Consider the following 18,292-nt stretch of genomic DNA (forward strand, 5'->3'; position numbering starts at 1 on the left):
TTCGAAGTAATGGCAACCGAAATTAAAGCACCGGTATTTCCAGAGTCAGTTGCAGACGGTACGATTGCAACTTGGCACAAACAACCAGGTGAAGCAGTTTCACGTGATGAAGTGATCTGTGATATTGAAACCGATAAAGTTGTTTTGGAAGTAGTCGCTCCTGCTGATGGCACAATCTCTGCAATCATCAAAAACGAAGGCGATACTGTTCTTTCTGACGAAGTAATTGCTCAATTTGAAGCGGGTGCTGTTTCTGGCGCTGCTCAAACTCAAGCTGTTCAGTCTGAAGGTCAAGTAGAGCAAGCTGCAGCGAAAACTGAAGCGGGCGCTGCGCCAGTTGTTGAGCGTGCACAACCTGTTGCTGACCAAGCACCGGCAGTACGTAAAGCGTTGACTGAAACAGGTATCAATGCTGCAGACGTGTCAGGTACAGGTCGTGGTGGTCGTATCACTAAAGAAGATGTTGCAAATCATCAAGCTAAACCTGCTGCTGCAGCTGCGCCATTAAGCGTTGCGGTAGGTGAGCGTATCGAGAAACGTGTTCCTATGACACGTTTACGTAAGCGTGTTGCAGAGCGTTTACTTGCAGCGACTCAAGAAACTGCAATGTTGACAACATTCAACGAAGTGAACATGAAGCCAATCATGGAAATGCGTGCACAATACAAAGACGCATTTGAAAAACGTCATGGTGCACGTTTAGGCTTTATGTCTTTCTTCGTGAAAGCTGCAACTGAAGCATTGAAACGTTACCCAGCAGTAAACGCTTCTATTGATGGCGAAGACATCGTATATCACGGTTACTACGACATCGGTGTTGCGGTTTCTTCTGACCGTGGTTTAGTGGTTCCTGTATTACGTGATACAGACCGCATGAACTACGCTGAAGTAGAAAACGGTATTCGTGACTATGCTTATAAAGCACGTGACGGTAAGCTAGGTATTGAAGATATGACTGGCGGTACATTCACCATTACTAACGGTGGTACTTTCGGTTCATTGTTATCTACACCAATTCTAAACACGCCACAAACTGCAATTTTGGGCATGCACAAAATCCAAGAGCGTCCTATGGCGGTAAATGGTCAAGTTGAAATCTTGCCAATGATGTACTTAGCGCTTTCTTATGACCACCGTTTAATTGATGGTAAAGAAGCTGTAGGTTTCCTTGTAACAATCAAAGAATTGTTAGAAGAGCCAGCTAAACTCATCCTTGACCTTTAATTCTAAAGAATAAATCAGTGGGCTTGGAGCGATCCTCTAAGCCCATTTTTGGAGATAAAAATGTCTCAACAATTTGATCTTGTTGTTATTGGCGGTGGCCCAGGTGGTTATGAAGCGGCAATTCGTGCGGCTCAACTTGGCTTTAAAGTTGCGTGTATCGAAAAACGTATTCACAAAGGTAAACCATCTTTGGGTGGTACATGCTTAAACGTGGGTTGTATCCCATCTAAAGCATTACTCGATTCTTCACATCGTTATGAAGATACGGTTCATCACTTGGCTGATCATGGTATCACTACAGGTGAAGTACAGTTTGACCTTGCGAAGCTATTAGCACGTAAAGACAAAATCGTTGACCAATTAACTGGCGGTATTGATCAGTTATTAAAAGGTAACGGTGTTGAGTGGTTAAAAGGTACGGGTAAATTGCTTGCAGGTAAAAAAGTTGAGTTCGTTTCTCATGAAGGCGAAACTCAAGTTTTAGAGCCTAAGTATGTGATTCTTGCGACTGGTTCAGTTCCTGTAAATATTCCTGTTGCTCCTGTAGATCAAGACATTATTGTTGATTCTACTGGTGCATTAGAATTCCCAGAAGTGCCTAAGCGTTTAGGTGTGATTGGTGCAGGCGTAATTGGTCTTGAACTTGGTTCAGTATGGCGTCGTCTAGGTGCAGAAGTTGTTGTATTTGAAGCAATGGATGCATTCTTACCAATGGCTGACAAAGCTTTGGCAAAAGACTACCAAAAATTATTGACCAAGCAAGGTATGGATATCCGTATCGGTGCGAAAGTTTCAGGTACTGAAGTTAATGGTCGTGAAGTGACTGTTAAATATACCCAAGGCGGCGAAGACAAAGAACAAACTTTCGATAAATTGATCGTTTGTGTAGGTCGTCGTGCTTATGCTGAAGGTTTATTGGCAGATGACTGCGGTATTAAACTGACTGAACGTGGTTTGGTTGAAGTAAACGATTGGTGTGCAACTTCTGTTGAAGGTGTATATGCAATTGGTGACTTAGTACGTGGTCCAATGCTTGCACACAAAGCAATGGAAGAAGGCGTAATGGCAGTTGAGCGTATTCACGGTCATGCTGCACAAGTTAACTACGACACAATCATTTCAGTAATCTACACACACCCTGAAGCGGCGTGGGTTGGTTTAACTGAAGAGCAAGCGAAAGAAAAAGGCCACGAAGTGAAAACTGGTCAATTCGGTTTCGCGGTAAATGGTCGTGCTTTAGCTGCAGGCGAAGGTGCTGGTTTCGTGAAGTTTGTTGCAGATGCAAAAACAGATCGTTTATTGGGTATGCACGTGATTGGACCTGCTGCGTCTGACATCGTTCACCAAGGTATGATTGCACTTGAGTTTGTATCTTCAGTTGAAGATTTACAATTAATGACATTTGGTCACCCAACCTTCTCTGAAGTGGTGCATGAAGCCGCTTTAGCTGTAGATGGGCGTGCGATTCACGCGATTCAGCGTAAACGCAAATAACACTAAAAAGAGCGGCTTAGGCCGCTCTTTTTGCATTTGATGGTTGTATTTATGGGAATAATCATCTAAAAGTAAAGAGCATAGGAAAAACACCACACAAGGAAAGCAATATTAAAACGCAGGTTTGATATTGGTGGTGATAACTGAATAAAAGAAGTAGTAAAAGGTTAGTCAATGAATCTACATGAGTATCAAGCAAAAGCGCTATTAAAAAAATATGGTATGCCAGTACAAGAAGGCATTTTGGCAACTACAGCCGTAGAAGCCGTGCAAGCTTTCGAGCAACTGGGCGGTAAATTTGCGGTGATGAAAGCTCAGGTGCATGCAGGTGGTCGCGGTAAAGCGGGCGGCGTGAAGGTCGTAAAATCTGCACAAGAAGCAGCAGACTATGCCAACCAAATTCTAGGAACACGTTTGGTCACCTATCAAACCGATGCCTATGGTCAGCCTGTAAACAGTATTTTAGTGGCTGAAGATGTTTATCCTGTAGAGCGTGAACTGTACTTGGGTGCAGTGGTAGATCGTTCTAGCCGTCGCGTCACTTTTATGGCCTCTACCGAAGGTGGTGTTGAAATTGAGAAAGTGGCAGAAGAAACCCCAGAAAAAATTATTAAAGTAGAAGTTGATCCTTTGGTGGGATTATTGCCATTTCAAGCACGTGAAGTGGCCTTTGCATTAAAACTCAAAGACAGTCAAATCACGCAATTTGTGAAGATTATGACAGCGGCTTATCAGGCATTTATCGACAATGATTTTGCCTTATTTGAAATTAACCCATTGTCTGTACGTGAAAATGGCGACATTTTATGTGTCGATGCCAAAGTCGGTATTGATTCCAATGCGCTGTATCGTTTGCCTGAAGTCTTGGCACTGCGCGATAAAACACAAGAAAATGAACGTGAATTGCGTGCATCAGAATTTGACCTGAACTATGTTGCTTTAGAAGGTAATATCGGTTGTATGGTGAATGGTGCAGGTTTAGCGATGGCGACTATGGATATTATTAAACTCTATGGTGGTCAGCCTGCGAACTTCTTGGATGTAGGTGGTGGTGCAACCAAAGAACGCGTAATTGAAGCCTTTAAAATTATTTTGGCAGATCACTCGGTTAAAGGCGTACTGATTAATATTTTTGGTGGAATTGTACGTTGTGACATGATTGCGGAAGCAATTATTGCAGCGGTTCAGGAAGTAAATGTGACGGTACCTGTAGTGGTTCGCCTAGAAGGGAACAACTCGGAACTTGGTGCAAAATTACTGGATGAATCAGGATTAAAACTTATTTCTGCAAACGGCTTGTCTGATGCCGCAGAAAAAATTGTTGCTGCAGTGAAAGCTTAAGGAGAATCAGGATGAGCGTATTAATTAATAAAGACACCAAAGTATTGGTACAAGGTTTCACTGGTAAAAATGGTACTTTTCACTCAGCACAAGCACTTGATTATGGAACTAAAGTGGTGGGTGGGGTAACGCCAGGAAAAGGTGGTCAAACCCATTTGGAATTACCTGTATTTAACACCATGAAAGAAGCTGTACGTGAAACAGGTGCAGATGCATCGGTGATTTATGTGCCTGCACCGTTTGTTTTAGATTCGATTGTAGAAGCAGTCGATTCTGGAGTAGGTTTGATTGTGGTGATTACGGAAGGTGTGCCAACCATCGACATGCTCAAAGCCAAGCGTTATTTAGAAACCAATGGCAATGGTACACGTTTGGTGGGACCAAACTGCCCAGGTGTGATTACACCAGGTGAATGTAAAATTGGCATCATGCCAGGGCATATTCATCAACCAGGACGAATTGGCATTATTTCACGTTCAGGTACTTTGACCTATGAAGCTGTGGCACAAACCACCAAATTAGGCTTAGGGCAATCGACCTGTATCGGGATTGGTGGTGACCCGATTCCAGGTATGAACCAAATTGATGCTTTAAAACTGTTCCAAGACGACCCAGATACCGATGCGATTATTATGATTGGTGAAATTGGTGGTACAGCAGAAGAAGAGGCTGCGGAATATATCCAGTCGAATGTCAGCAAACCTGTGGTGGGTTATATTGCAGGAGTGACGGCACCTAAAGGTAAGCGTATGGGACATGCGGGTGCAATTATTTCAGGCGGTAAAGGCACTGCGGAAGAAAAATTTGCAGCCTTTGAGCGTGCTGGAATTGCTTATACGCGTAGCCCTGCAGAACTGGGTTCTACCATGTGGCAAGTATTAAAAGATCAAGGTATGCTTAAATAAGTCAAATTTTGAAGAGCTTGATTTTATTTAGCACTCAATCCCCAATATTGGGGATTTTTTTATGCTGAAAAATTAGCCATACTTAAAAGATAAAGTATTTGTTATGAGTTGATTTGGTATAAATTGTGTGAGCAGGTAACATTTTGCCAAAAGTGTTGCTATCAAAGATGGGCATAATATTGCGAAATATTTCACATTAATTACATTTTGTGTGCGGAGTAGCGCGTGTTAACAAGAAGAAAGAAATTTTCAATCTATTATGTGTCTGCATTATCTTGCATGTCACTGTTTCCAACGGTTTATGCGCAAGAGAGTGTGGATCAACTGCGTGAACAAAGCATTGTTGCGATACGTTCAGGGCAAGTTGATGCTGGCTTTCAGCAGCTTGAGTCCTTGCTGCAGCAATATCCACAAAATCAAAAGCTTTTAGCAGATTATATTGTGACTGCGTATAGTCACAATAAAATTGGTTTGCATCAGTTGCCATACTTGAACGCTATTCAGGCAGCGCAATTTCCTGAATATGGGCAAGTCAGTGCGATTAAAACTTTGCGTGATTTAAAACAATATCCTGCTGCTTTGGCATTGGTGCAACAATTTCAACAGTTGAAACCTGCTGAGTCTTGGCAAGTTTGGCGTGCAGTATTACATGCAGAATCTAGTCAAATTGAACAAGCCCGTCAAGACGTGAAAAGTATCCATCTAGCTACGCTAAGTGCAGATTATCTAGCACAATTGTCTTATGTTTACAGACTTTTAGAAATGCCAGTCGAAGCCTTGCAAGCAGCTGAGGCATCTTTGGCGAAACAGGTGACCAGCAACGCGCAAGAACAATATGTTTTAGCACTTATGCTGAATGGGGACTCCCCACGTGCTGAAGCTTATATGCAAGAACATCAACTGAATCAAAGTAATTTAGTATTTACTGCAAAATTACAAGAACTTTCACAGAAAATTTTAAATGCAGTGCAGTTCTATAAATCTGCCAGTTATCGGAATGAGGGCGAAAAAGCCTTTTATCCTTTAGATGCTGTATTGGCAGAAATGAAAGCCTTATCTGCGGAACTGCCAGAACAAGCAGATTTACAACGCCGCTTTTATTATGAATATATCTATGCGCTAAATCAGCGTAATCGCTCTAAAGAAGTGTTGCTTGCAGTTCAACAGCTCAACATGAATCCGCAAGAGATGCCAGCTTATGTACGTCATGCCATTGCCGATGCATATTTGAAACTGCAACAACCTGCTAAGGCTGAACCGCTGTATTTGAGTTTGTTTAAAGAAAAGAATTATGTCGATTATTCGGTATACGCAGGTTTGTATTATGCCTATATCGAGCAGGAAAAATTTAAACAGGCCAATCAGCTGATTCAAGAGATGGATAAAACGCTGCCGACCTTTAGTTATAGTGATGCCAAAGGTGTAGAGCGAACCACACATTCAGATCGTTTGGAATATTTGAGTTTGAAAGGTTTGAATTATGCCTATCGAAATCAACATGCCAAAGCTGAGCAGTATTTTCAAGATTTGGTTGAACATGCACCTAGCAATGTCGCTTTCCAAAATAATTTGGCACTCATTCAGCGTTGGCGTGAAAAACCTTTAGATGCCGAACACACGGTTTCTCAATGGAACGGCATGACGCCAATTAGCCAAACCACGCAAATCAATCAGATGCAAAATGCACAGATGTTGGGTGAAATTGAGCGTTGGCGTGCCATTAATCAATATTTATACCAAACCGTACCTGATGATACTGCGGTGCAACGTAGCCGCAAAGAGTTGAATGATCGGGAACATTTTTCGATTCAGCATTCAAGTACTTGGTCGGAAAGTAAGTCTGATCAACAACAACTTTTAAATCAGCTTAAAGGCAGCAATGAACAGAATCATTGGACGCGTCTTAATAGTCCGTGGATGAATGATCATTATCGTCTGTTTGCCGATCATGCTTACCGCTGGTCAAAATACCAAGAAGGGAAAATAGATGATCAGCGAGTTGGTTTAGGTTTAGAGTGGAACAAGCAACGTAAAGCAGCCAGCATTTTGTTGTCAGATAGTGTGGACGATAGCCGTTTTGGCGTTGAACTCGATTGGACGCATGCCTTAAATGATCATTGGCAATATCGTCTTAATTTTAATACGCAGGCAAATATTCCCTTACAAGCTATTCGGGATGGTTACGAGGGCGAGTCGTATTTGGTTGGTTTGAACTGGCAACAAAATGAATCACGCAAAGCAGGCTGGCAATACCAATTGACGGATATTGATGATGGCAATACACGCCATGAAACATCGGCATTTTTTAGCCAGCGAATTTATTCAGCTCCGCATCATTTAACCACAGCAACTGTTGCAGGTTATTACGGTCAAAACGATAACATTGCGACCAATTATTTTAACCCTGAACGAAGCCACAGTCTTGAATTGCGCTTAGCGCACGATTGGATGACGTGGCGTAATTATGAGCATCATTTGAATCAGCGTTTTGAAGCGACTGTCGGTACCTATCAACAAAAAGGTTATTCAAATGATCCGATTTATAACTTTTTTTATGGACATGAATGGCAACTTTCCAGAACTTGGAAGTTGAATTATGGAGTGGGGTGGGGAGTACATCCTTACGATGGTGAGGATGAAGAAAAAACCTATGCAGTTTTAGGTTTTGAGGGACGCTTCTAATGAAAAAACAAATCAGTATTTTAAGTGCAATGTGTCTGGCATTGCTCAGTGGTGGTGCAGCTTCGGCATTTGCTAATAGTGCAACACAGCCTCAACCCAATGCAACTGACGCAGCTGCAACCAATATAGACAACCAACAAGCTTATTCGTTTGTCACCCTGACTTTTCACGATGTCCGTGATGATGTCAAAAAAAGAGGTGATCGTGATGTGTATGCGGTAAGCACCAAAAATTTTGCCCAATTTTTAGCGTGGATTAAGAAAAATGGCTGGCAGCCAATTCGTTTAGAAGATGTATGGCAAGCGCGTCAGTTTAAAAAACCGTTGCCTGAAAAAGCCGTATTAATTACGGTAGATGACGGTGCGCTCAGCAGCTATACCAAAATTTTCCCATTGCTCAAGCTGTACCAAGTGCCTGCGGTTTTTGCCATTCCAACCAGTTGGATTAATGGTAATACCCAAGCTGCCTATGAGGCTTATGGTTCTGGCAACTTAATGAACTGGGATCAGATGCGTGAAATTCAGCGCTCTGGTTTGGTCGAGTTTGTGTCGCACAGTGACAACTTACACTATGGTATTTTGTCGAATCCGCAACAAAATAAGCAGCCTGCGGCAATTGCGCGTTTGTATGATGAAAAAACCCAAAGCTATGAAAGCGACGCAGCATATAAGCAACGTATTCTGGCAGATTTAAAACGCTCTAAACAGGTACTGGAAAAAGAATTAGGTGTAGAAAGCCGAGCAATTTTCTGGCCTTACGGTGCAGCGAGTAAAGAAACCGAAGATATTGCAATAGAAGCTGGTTTTCCAATGTCATTCAGTTTGGGGAGTGTTTTGACCCTCGCTGATGCAGAAAAGACCTATCAACGCGCCTTGATTATGGATAACCCAACGCCAGAAGTGATTCATGAAGGCATGCGTGAATTTTTAACTTATACCCGTGCGCCGTATAAGCAACGCAAAAGTATTTTACGCTATGACTTGGCCGATATGGCTGCTGTAAGTTATGACCAAGCCGATCAAAAACTGGGGCAGCTTTTAAATCAGGTCAATGCACTTAAAACCAATACCTTGTTATTAAAAGTGGTAGCAGACAGCAATGCCGATGGCAAGGTGGATGTTGCGTATTTTCCAAACCGCCAACTGAAAATGCAGCAGGATTTACTCAACCGTACCGTGTGGCAAGCACGCACACGGGTTGGGCATCGCGTATATGCCGAGTTACCGCTCAGTTTGCAAACCCAACAGGGCTATAGCTTGGCAGACTTCACTACAGATTTGGTGAAAAATAATAGCTCGATTGAAGGTTTAATGTTAGATACAGGCTCTAGTCTGAATTGTGCTTTGGCGCAAGAGAAATGGACAGCAGAATGCCAAGCCGCTGTGCAGCAGATTATCGACATTAAAAACCAGACTAAAAAAGCGGCTAAATATTACACCAATATCAGTAACAACTACCAAACAGCTTTAAAAGTAGATGGTAACCAAACCTCATTTAAAGGCTTAAAACAAGTGGTTCAGCTGATTCCAGATCATGCCGATTTTATCTATATCAGCATTGATCCTGTTCAAGCTGCATCGCATTTTTCAGACCTCAAACATGCAATTGCGCATTTGAATGAACAAGAAAGACAGCATTTGATGGTGACTTTTGAAGTGAATCCTCAAGCGACTGCGCATCAATGGCAGCATTATCAAAATGCTTATGCTGCGCTCAGACAGTTGTCTATACAGAAATTAGGAGTAGAAAATTACCATTTGAATATGGGAGAGCAGGTTCATCAACACCTTTATGCGCCGCTCAGTTTAAACGAAAGCCCTTTGGAATATCGCGACCTATTCCAGACCAGAACAGGACGTTGATATTATGATGAACTTTGCACAATTTGATCTGAGTGATTTATATTTTGGCTTTGCATTTTTCTATCCGCTGTTTATGGCGTGGTTATGGATTGCAGGCGGAATCTGGTTTTATTTTAAGCGCGAATATCGTCAAAATGATTTGCCTGAACCTAGTCAGGAAGGCTGTAGTATCATTATTCCTTGTTTTAATGAAGAAGAACAAGTCCGTGCGACTATTCGTTACGCCATGCAGACGCAATATCCACTATTTGAAGTGATTGCAGTCAATGATGGCAGTAGCGATAGAACAGCCGAAATTTTAGATGAACTGGCAGCACAATATCCAAAACTTCGTGTAGTCCATTTGGCTGAAAATCAGGGCAAAGCCTATGCCTTGCGGGCAGGAGCGATGGTCAGCCAATATGAGTTTTTGGTGTGTATTGATGGTGATGCCTTACTGCATCCGCATGCAGTATTCTGGATGATGCACCAATTGACCAGTTATCCGCGTGTGGGGGCTGTGACAGGAAATCCACGTATTATTAACCGTTCTAGTATTTTAGGTAAGTTACAAGTTGGTGAGTTTTCATCAATTATTGGTCTAATTAAACGTGCTCAACGTACCTATGGACGTATTTTTACTGTGTCGGGCGTGATCGCAGGTTTTCGTAAAACCGCTTTAGACCGCATTGGCTATTGGCGCGATGACATGATCACTGAAGATATTGATGTATCTTGGCGTTTGCAGTTTGACCACTGGGATTTGCAATACGTGCCGAAAGCTTTGTGCTACATCTATATGCCCGAAACCTTTAAAGGTTTGTGGAAGCAGCGTCTGCGCTGGTCGCAAGGTGGGGTAGAAGTCCTGTTTGCCTATGTGCGTAAGATGTTTAAATGGCGTTTGCGCCGTATGTGGCCGATTGCGATTGAAGCCATAATCAGTATTACTTGGGCATACGTAATTTTCGGGATATTCCTGTTATATCTGTATGGCTTATTTTTTCCTGTACCAACAGAATGGTACATCCAGACTATTTTTCCACAGTGGTATGGTGTAGTTTTGGGTGTGACTTGTTTGATTCAGTTCTTTGTCAGCCTCTGTATTGACCATCAATACGATAAAAGCCGTACATTCAGAACCTACTTTTGGGTCATTTGGTATCCATTATTTTTCTGGATTTTAATGATGCTGACGACAGTGGTGGCATTGCCTAAAACCATTCTGAAAAAGAATAAACGTGCGCGTTGGGTCAGCCCAGACCGTGGTTTTAGAGGAGAAGATGAACATGCCTAAATATGAAATGATTCAGGATGAATCTCAGCTCGAAATTCCTCAATATATTGATGAGCCAAAATATGTGCGCAATAAAAGTGCGGGCTATGGTCTATTCTTTTTAGGATGGCTGGTCTGGATTTGGCTGTTCTTGCCGCTGATTACCTTGCTGTTGTGGTGGTATGAAGGTTATACCGTTTATCACCACTTAATTATTGGCAATGGCCCAGATGGCCCGATCAGTTTGTTGCATATTGCTTTAGCCATCGACATTTTTATTCTGTTCTTGTTGGTGTGGGCAAGTTACAACTGGATTCGCTTTCGTAATAAAGAGCGTCGTCATGCACCGATCCCTGTGACTGCGGAACACATGGCGAAAAGTTTTGCTTTACAAGTTACAGATATTGAAACTTTAAAACAGGCTAAAAATGTGACTTTGCATTATGACGAAGACGGTGTTTTGCAACAGTACGCCATCAACCAAACTTTGCCAGTAGCGTCTGTCGCTACTGGGCTGAATCAGGTTCAGCCTCAAGCTGAAAACTAAGCTGCATGGGTTTGACTTGTGGATGCTGTGCAACAAAGTCATCAGGATAATAACCAATATGTTTCACACCATGCTGCTCTAAAAGTTGGATGCTGTGCTGCAATTCTTGAGTTGAAATTTTCTGCTGGTTGCGCCAATTGACCGTTTGTAATTCAAAAATAGTACGATCCAAATTTGGGTCGTATTTTTTTGCATGCTGAATTAAATCCAAATAGAATTTTTTATGGTTTTTGGCTTGCTCCATATAGGGCATGGCCATGATGGCATTGTAGTCATAATAACGATAGGTACTTGGCATGGACTGTGCAAACCATTGTTCACTTTGGGGTTGCGTGACCACAGGTGCATACATATTACGTGCTACCAATAAATTGGGTTGGTATTGCTTGAGTACTTGAGTAATACCTGCTGCCAATTGATCTAAATAAGCGGTTTTATATTTGGCTAAACGTGCCTGTTTGGGATGTCTGAGGTCTTTAAAAATACGATGTGAAAACCCCCATTGCTGATAATATTTACGTGCCAAAGCCGAAGAATCTTCATAATCTGACAAGGTCACATCATCATGGTACAACACACCATCGACAGGATTGTGTTGAATGAAATCACGGTAAATATCCACAATAATTTCTAGGTTTTTCTGCTCAAAAGGTGAGAGGCGAATATAACCTTTTTGCCCGCCTTGACGATGTTGTACATAATTGAATTGCTGATTTTTCGGCAATTCCCACGCCAAAACAGGCAGCCATGCATAGACGTGCTGCACTTGTGTGTTTTGACGAATTTGCTGCAGTAGCTGTGGAAATAAGTTGTCACGCACAGGCACATAACGGTTTTCGAAATACACCTGATCTGCAGAGCCGTTGGCATCTGGGTCGGCAAAGGCCTGTAAAAAAATCGTATTTGGTCGAATGTTTTGAATGCGTTGAATCAAGGCTTGAATATTACGTTGTTGCTGGGCTTTGTCTGTATCGAAAACATAATCTAAATCAATATGCATAATCCGCATTTGCGCAATAGGCTTAATCTGTTTTGCTTTTTGTTGAGTCTGTTGTGTAGCGGGTTGTTCCAAGTTTTTTAGGACATTTTCAATAGGATGTTGAGTAATCACGGGTAAGCTTTGTGCATGTACCGCCATAGGCAGGGTTAGGCTGAATAGTCCAATTTGACATACTCGGTTCAAGGCTTGGCTAAATTTTTTTGGAAATACAGACATAAGACTTTCATCAAGCAGCACAGAATAGATTTACTCTAATCACAATAGCGGATAGTTCAAGTAATTTTTTGCATCTCGGGAAATTATTTTTATTGTTGTACAAGCTGTATAAACAGCTGATTCAAATAAAAAAATACGCAATGATTGGGGTGATCATTGCGTATGAAAAACGAATCTGCTTTCACAGCTTCGATAACGGAGAAATGTTATGAAATTAGGATTGCTCCTAAAGCATGTAAGTATACTAAACTGAGAATGAATACTATTCCGCAGTATTCAGGTTACGTGATGTTAAATCACGTAAGTAATAAGTGTTTTTTGTGAGTCGAGTCAGCTTGTGTTGATTTTTCACTCAAATAAAAAGTCTCTTATTCATGTGAATAAGAGACTTTAAAATATTTGTATCTACAAAATGCTTAGAAGCGGAATACACCCAAGCCAGCTTTCACTTCATCTAAAGTTTGCTGGGTAATATCACGGCATTTGTCGGTGCCTGTTTTCAAAATATCCATAATGTAGTCAGGATCTTTAGCAAGTTCGATACGACGTTCACGGATCGGCCCAATCAATTCTTTTAGAATGCCTTCCAAACGCTTTTTCACCGTACCATCGCCCAAACCACCACGACGATAATGCGCTTTCAGTTCTTCAAGTTCTTCTTTGTTGGTATCGAAGGCATCTAAATAAGTAAATACTACGTTGCCTTCAACCTGACCTGGGTCTTCGATACGCAGGTGATTTGGGTCGGTGTACATTGCATTGACAGCTTTTTTAATGTCTTTGTCTGTGGCATCTAACACAATGGTATTGCCCAGTGATTTTGACATTTTCGCTTTACCATCAAAACCAGGTAAACGTCCGACATTTGACAACAATGCCTGACATTCAGGTAGCAAGTCATGACCAATTTGACGATTCACCCGACGCACAATTTCATTGGTCTGTTCAATCATTGGAATTTGGTCTTCACCTACAGGAACGACCGTTGCTTTAAATGCAGTAATATCGGCTGCTTGAGCTACAGGGTAGCACAGGAAACCTGCAGGAATATCACGCTCAAAATCACGCATCTGAATTTCAGATTTAATGGTTGGGTTACGCTCCAAACGTGCCACAGTCACGAAGTTTAAATACAGCATGGTGAGTTCGTTTAATGCAGGCAGGCAAGATTGCACGCAAATGGTGGTTTTTGTTGGATCAATCCCCACCGCTAAATAATCGGTTGCTACCTCAATAATATTACGACGGACTTTTTCAAAGTTATCGGCATTGTCAGTTAAGGCTTGAGCATCGGCAAGTAACAGATGTTGATGATGTGAGTCTTGTAAACCTACACGTGAACGTAAAGAACCCACAAAGTGACCTAAATGTAGTTGTCCAGTTGGACGATCGCCTGTCAAAATCACAGGACGATTATCTTGATTACTCATTTTTTATTCCAAGTCGTATCTACGACATCTATGTACCGATGAATTGCTACATTGTAAGGCATAACATTTTTCAATGTCACTTCCTTAAGTGAGTTGAATAGAATTTGTTGTAAAAAATTTTGCTGTAAAAATTAATGAAGTAAATACAGACCCTATATAAATTCAGTTTTAAAATAACTTGAAAATCATATAAGGATAACAACGCAATGGCGAGCAGCTTATTACTTTTATTAGATGACATTGCAACAGTTTTAGATGATGTGGCAGTTATGAGCAAAATGGCTGCAAAAAAAACCGCAGGGGTTTTGGGCGATGATTTGGCGTTGAATGCGCAGCAAGTCAGTGGTGTACGTGCAGAGCGTGAGTTGCCTGTGGTATGGCGTGTGGCTAAAGGTTCATTCATCAATAAGCTAATTTTAGTACCGCTCGCGTTATTAATTAGTGTCGTTGCGCCGTGGTTAATCAATCCTTTATTGGTGGTTGGTGGTCTATTTTTAAGTTATGAAGGTGTGGAAAAAATCATGCACACCTTACAACACAAAAAAGCCCAAACGGCTAAAGAAGCGCAACTTGAGCTAATTCAAACTGAGCAAGACCTTGCGGCTTATGAAACCGAAAAAATTAAAGGTGCTGTGCGTACTGACTTTATTTTATCGGCGGAAATTGTGGTGATTTCTTTGGGGACTGTGGCTGCGGCAGGCTTTCTAACCAAAGTGACAGTATTAAGTTTAATTGCGATTGCCATGACGGTGGGTGTCTATGGGTTCGTTGCGTTAATTGTCAAAATTGATGACATTGGTTTATACCTCACAGAACAAGCTGCCAATTTTAAACAACGTATTGGGAGTGGTTTACTGGCATTTGCTCCAATTTTAATGAAGACTTTATCTGTGGTGGGTACTGCAGCGATGTTCTTGGTTGGTGGAGGAATTATCAATCATGCTATTCCTTTTGTGCACCATTTCACAGAAGATACGGTAGAGTATGTACAAGACATTCCAACGATGGGCAGTATTGTAGGTTCAGTCACGCCAATGTTGATGAACCTTGTCGTGGGTATTTTGGCAGGCATCTTGGTGGTGATTGTGGTCGCACTTGTTCAAAAAGTGTGGTCAAAGTCTAAATCGGCTTAATCTATTATCAGAGTTTAAGAGAAGGATAAGAATAATGCGTTGGAAAGATCGTCGAGTTAGCACGAATGTAGAAGACCGCCGTGGTGGCGGTGGAGCAAAAGCGGGCGGTATCAGTATTTTGGGCTTAGTGGTGGCCTTTGTTGCATGGAAGTTCTTTGGCATCGATCCGCAATCGGCTTATCAAGCGACCAAGCAAGTCACCTCACATGCGCAAAGTGCTGAAACTAAAGGTTTAGATAATCCAAGTCCTGAACAACAAGAGGCGATGGAGTTTGTGGGCACTGTTTTGGCCGATACGGAAGATACGTGGTCACAAGTGTTTCAGCAGCAGTTAAATAGCCAATATATACCACCTAAACTGGTGTTATTTACAGGTGTGGTCAATTCTGGCTGTGGTACGGCACAATCGGCAATGGGGCCATTTTATTGTCCTGCCGATCAAAAAGTATATATTGATACTTCATTCTTCCAAGCCATGCGTCAGCAAATGGGTATTGGTGGTGAACAAAATCAGACTGAATTAAGCCGAAATGATCAGGCGGGCGATTTTGCTCAAGCCTATGTGGTGGCGCATGAAGTTGGGCATCATATTCAGACCATTTTAGGAATTTCAGAGCAAGTGCATAAAGCACGTCAGCAAGTCAGCCAAGTGCAGGGCAATCAGCTTTCGGTGCGTCAGGAATTGCAAGCCGACTGTTTATCGGGAGTGTGGGCGCATCATAACCATCAACGTACTCAATTCCTCGAACAAGGTGATATTGAAGAAGCAATGGATGCGGCACATAAAATTGGCGATGACTATTTACAAAAACGTGCACGTGGGCAAGTCGTGCCTGATAGCTTTACGCATGGTACCAGTGCACAGCGCGTACAATGGTTCCAGACTGGCTTAAAATCAGGCTTGATCAGTGATTGTGATACATTCAATGCCGCAATTTAACTGACTTAAAAATCAAGTTTTATAAACAAAAGGAGTGCTGCCAGTCGCTCCTTTTTTCATAGGCTAAATGAATGCGAGTGGATAGATGCAAACAACGTTAAGCCGTAAACCGAGTGATGAATTAGCACACATGATTTTGAACGTGGTGTGTTTGATTCCAGCAGGTCAGGTTGCGACCTATGGGCAAGTGGCACGCCTAGCGGGTCTGCCCAAACATGCACGTTTGGTCGGTTATGTCCTCAGGCATTTATCGGCAGAACATACTGTGCCGTGGCATCGGGTGATTAATGCGCAAGGAAAAATTAGCCTAAGCAAACTAAACGCCCAAGGAGAAAATATACAAACTTTAAAATTACAGGAAGAAGGGATTGTGGTAATTGCAGAAAAGGTGAATTTAAAACAATACCAATGGCAGAATTAAACTGAGCTGCTAAATCGAGCGTTTAATATTGAGATATGGTGATACTGAGAAAATTTGCTGAATAGAGTGCTGCAAATAAAAATTTTAGAACAAACAAAGAAATCTAAATGAGAGGGGAAGTTCCTCACTTCCGTAGAAATGAGGAACACGCAATCTTATTGACGTACAACCAATACAGGTGTTGTACCTTCACTTAGGATGCTTTGCGCAACGCTACCTAAGAATAATTTTTTCAAGCCAGTGCGGCCATGTGAACCAATCACGATAAGGTCAGCATTTAAGTCTTTTGCAGCATTGGTAATTTCGCGTGCAATTACTTGACCTTCAAGTAGTTTAGTTTCAGCTTCAACACCTTGTTCAGTGAATTTTTGCTTTGCTTCTTCTAAAGTTTTTACGATAGAAGCGCGAGCGCGTTCAATCAAGTCATTGGTTTGGTTTGCAGTGATGTATTCTGCAGCAATATACGGGTCAAGTGTAAGTACTTGTACCACAGTGATTTTACTACCAAATGCTTTTGCAAGTTCAGCAGCTTTTGCAACAGCGGCAAAAGAAGTTTCAGAACCGTCCACTGGTACGAGGATGTTTTGGTAAGCCATGAGTGTTTCTCCTTATTGTAATTTCAATACTTTAATAAAATATTCGCTCTGAGTCCTGTCTTATCTTACGCTGAATTCATATAGAATAAAACCCAGTAATTTCATAAAGATAATTGAGTGCTGTAAGTCCTTATTTCACCTTAATTTAGCATGAAATTATGAAGCTGTGCTTTCAATTCAACTAAAGTTTTAGTCATTTTTTGTTTGCGTGTTTGTCAAAAAATCGATCAGTTGATTGACATCATTACTCTGCAATTGTTCGCGGATTTTCAGTAAATATTTTTCATCAAAATCATACAGTTTTAGCGCCAAAAGTTGAGCAATCTCTGTTTCACTAAAGCGGTATTTAATTACTTTGGCAGGCACACCTGCCACAATAGCGTAAGGCGGTACATCTTGCGTAACCACTGCACCTGTCGCCACAATTGCACCTTCGCCTAGTTCAACACCTTGCATAATCATGGCGCGACTGCCAATCCAGCAGCCATCGCCAATTGTGGTATCACCTGCCGCAACAAAACTGCGAGTATCAAACGGAAAAGCCGAAACCCAGTCACTGCGATGCAATTGATTGCCACCCATCATAATCACGCATTCCGCACCAAAACAGACAAAATTGCCAATATGTAATTGATCAATTGGCTTGTCTGCTGTTGCAGGTTTGTCATGTAAATAACGCACCACACAACGTTCAAAACCCTGATCCCAATAGGCTGAATAATAAGAGTAATTGCCTTTGATGTGGATGTTGGGGTTTTTCACAGTTTTGGAGATGAACTCAAATTCGCACCAGTGTTTAACAGGGGAATTAATCAGCGTTTCGGACATCGTTTTTTCGTGTGGAGAGATGAGGGGATTATATCTGAAATTTTGAACCTCTCCCTAGCCCTTTCCTAGAAGGAGAGGGAATGTTCAAAATATTAGTTGACCACTACACTTTAGTGATTTGAAAGCTTAAAGTATCTATCTTAAAAAATTCCACAAATACATAAAAACATTTTTAACACTGTTTGGAAATAAGAATCCCCAAATAGCAAAAAAGAGTGATGATGCCAATACGATACTGACAGGACTGGTTTGTGTATTGATAAAGAGTCCCCAGACTGGAATTAAAATCAGTCCTAACACAGCCCCAGAAAGCGCATAAACAAATGCATGAATGATGCGATTTTCCATCTTATTTTCCTCTATTTTTATCGCAGTATAATCTATAAGCTCGGCTGTATGATTTATAGGCAATAAAAAACCC

16 protein-coding genes are annotated in these 18,292 nt (G+C 41.6%); 11 read left to right on the forward strand and 5 right to left on the reverse strand.

Annotation, left to right across the window (positions count from 1 at the left end; translation table 11 throughout):
• Positions 1–9: 9 nt before the first annotated feature.
• The 8 genes from odhB to pgaD all read left to right on the forward strand — a co-directional run bounded on the left by odhB (position 10) and on the right by pgaD (position 11,307).
• Entirely contained in the window at positions 10–1,224 is a 1,215-nt protein-coding gene (gene odhB / locus J4G44_RS05915) for a 2-oxoglutarate dehydrogenase complex dihydrolipoyllysine-residue succinyltransferase (RefSeq protein ID WP_104853152.1), read from the forward strand.
• 60 nt (positions 1,225–1,284) lie between these two features.
• Positions 1,285–2,718, forward strand: a complete 1,434-nt coding sequence (lpdA, locus tag J4G44_RS05920) for a dihydrolipoyl dehydrogenase (protein ID WP_004972188.1) — start codon at positions 1,285–1,287, stop codon at positions 2,716–2,718.
• A gap of 174 nt (positions 2,719–2,892) precedes the next feature.
• The gene (gene sucC / locus J4G44_RS05925) at positions 2,893–4,059 is read left to right on the forward strand and encodes an ADP-forming succinate--CoA ligase subunit beta (RefSeq protein ID WP_070153939.1); all 1,167 of its coding nucleotides are present in this window, start codon (positions 2,893–2,895) and stop codon (positions 4,057–4,059) included.
• 11 nt (positions 4,060–4,070) lie between these two features.
• Positions 4,071–4,964, forward strand: a complete 894-nt coding sequence (gene sucD / locus J4G44_RS05930) for a succinate--CoA ligase subunit alpha (protein WP_180059957.1) — start codon at positions 4,071–4,073, stop codon at positions 4,962–4,964.
• Positions 4,965–5,243: 279 nt separating this feature from the next.
• Positions 5,244–7,646, forward strand: a complete 2,403-nt coding sequence (gene pgaA, locus J4G44_RS05935; RefSeq protein ID WP_180043608.1) for a poly-beta-1,6 N-acetyl-D-glucosamine export porin PgaA — start codon at positions 5,244–5,246, stop codon at positions 7,644–7,646.
• Positions 7,646–9,508: a poly-beta-1,6-N-acetyl-D-glucosamine N-deacetylase PgaB gene (pgaB, locus tag J4G44_RS05940; RefSeq protein ID WP_180043615.1), complete on the forward strand. Its 1,863-nt coding sequence runs from the start codon at positions 7,646–7,648 to the stop codon at positions 9,506–9,508. Before pgaA ends, pgaB (J4G44_RS05940) begins: the two co-directional genes overlap by 1 nt.
• A 4-nt stretch (positions 9,509–9,512) precedes the next feature.
• Complete coding sequence (pgaC, locus tag J4G44_RS05945) at positions 9,513–10,781, forward strand: poly-beta-1,6-N-acetyl-D-glucosamine synthase (protein WP_207973929.1); 1,269 nt, start codon at positions 9,513–9,515, stop codon at positions 10,779–10,781.
• Positions 10,774–11,307, forward strand: coding sequence for a poly-beta-1,6-N-acetyl-D-glucosamine biosynthesis protein PgaD (gene pgaD, locus J4G44_RS05950; RefSeq protein ID WP_180043619.1), 534 nt, complete (start codon positions 10,774–10,776; stop codon positions 11,305–11,307). Before pgaC ends, pgaD begins: the two co-directional genes overlap by 8 nt.
• On the opposite strand, the gene pgaB (J4G44_RS05955) is transcribed toward pgaD, so the two are convergent.
• Positions 11,267–12,523, reverse strand: coding sequence for a poly-beta-1,6-N-acetyl-D-glucosamine N-deacetylase PgaB (gene pgaB, locus J4G44_RS05955; protein WP_180043621.1), 1,257 nt, complete (start codon positions 12,521–12,523; stop codon positions 11,267–11,269). The two genes, pgaD and pgaB (J4G44_RS05955), sit on opposite strands and share 41 nt — an antisense overlap.
• 416 nt (positions 12,524–12,939) lie before the next feature.
• Positions 12,940–13,953: a tryptophan--tRNA ligase gene (gene trpS / locus J4G44_RS05960; RefSeq protein WP_180043623.1), complete on the reverse strand. Its 1,014-nt coding sequence runs from the start codon at positions 13,951–13,953 to the stop codon at positions 12,940–12,942.
• Positions 13,954–14,159: 206 nt separating this feature from the next.
• On the opposite strand from trpS, the gene J4G44_RS05965 reads away from it, so the two are divergent.
• The 3 genes from J4G44_RS05965 (at position 14,160) to J4G44_RS05975 (ending at position 16,447) form a co-directional block, all read left to right on the forward strand.
• A complete protein-coding gene (locus J4G44_RS05965) occupies positions 14,160–15,086 on the forward strand; it encodes a DUF808 domain-containing protein (protein WP_004972181.1) in 927 nt (308 codons plus the stop codon).
• 34 nt (positions 15,087–15,120) lie between these two features.
• Positions 15,121–16,026 (forward strand): KPN_02809 family neutral zinc metallopeptidase, encoded by a 906-nt coding sequence (gene ypfJ, locus J4G44_RS05970; RefSeq protein WP_180043625.1) that lies wholly within the window; start codon positions 15,121–15,123, stop codon positions 16,024–16,026.
• Positions 16,027–16,111: 85 nt separating this feature from the next.
• On the forward strand, positions 16,112–16,447 hold the full coding sequence (locus J4G44_RS05975; RefSeq protein WP_004972177.1) for an MGMT family protein: 336 nt from the start codon (positions 16,112–16,114) through the stop codon (positions 16,445–16,447).
• Between the two features lie 155 nt (positions 16,448–16,602).
• On the opposite strand, the gene J4G44_RS05980 is transcribed toward J4G44_RS05975, so the two are convergent.
• The 3 genes from J4G44_RS05980 to J4G44_RS05990 all read right to left on the reverse strand — a co-directional run bounded on the left by J4G44_RS05980 (position 16,603) and on the right by J4G44_RS05990 (position 18,219).
• Positions 16,603–17,043 carry a universal stress protein gene (locus J4G44_RS05980; RefSeq protein ID WP_004972175.1) on the reverse strand — a complete coding sequence of 147 codons (441 nt, stop codon included), beginning with the start codon at positions 17,041–17,043 and terminating at the stop codon, positions 16,603–16,605.
• 189 nt (positions 17,044–17,232) lie between these two features.
• On the reverse strand, positions 17,233–17,871 hold the full coding sequence (locus J4G44_RS05985; RefSeq protein WP_096901002.1) for a CatB-related O-acetyltransferase: 639 nt from the start codon (positions 17,869–17,871) through the stop codon (positions 17,233–17,235).
• Between the two features lie 135 nt (positions 17,872–18,006).
• Positions 18,007–18,219 carry a hypothetical protein gene (locus J4G44_RS05990; RefSeq protein ID WP_004972171.1) on the reverse strand — a complete coding sequence of 71 codons (213 nt, stop codon included), beginning with the start codon at positions 18,217–18,219 and terminating at the stop codon, positions 18,007–18,009.
• Positions 18,220–18,292 lie beyond the last annotated feature (73 nt).

Origin of the sequence: Acinetobacter towneri, assembly GCF_017498585.1 — a bacterium.
Lineage (GTDB): Bacteria > Pseudomonadota > Gammaproteobacteria > Pseudomonadales > Moraxellaceae > Acinetobacter > Acinetobacter towneri.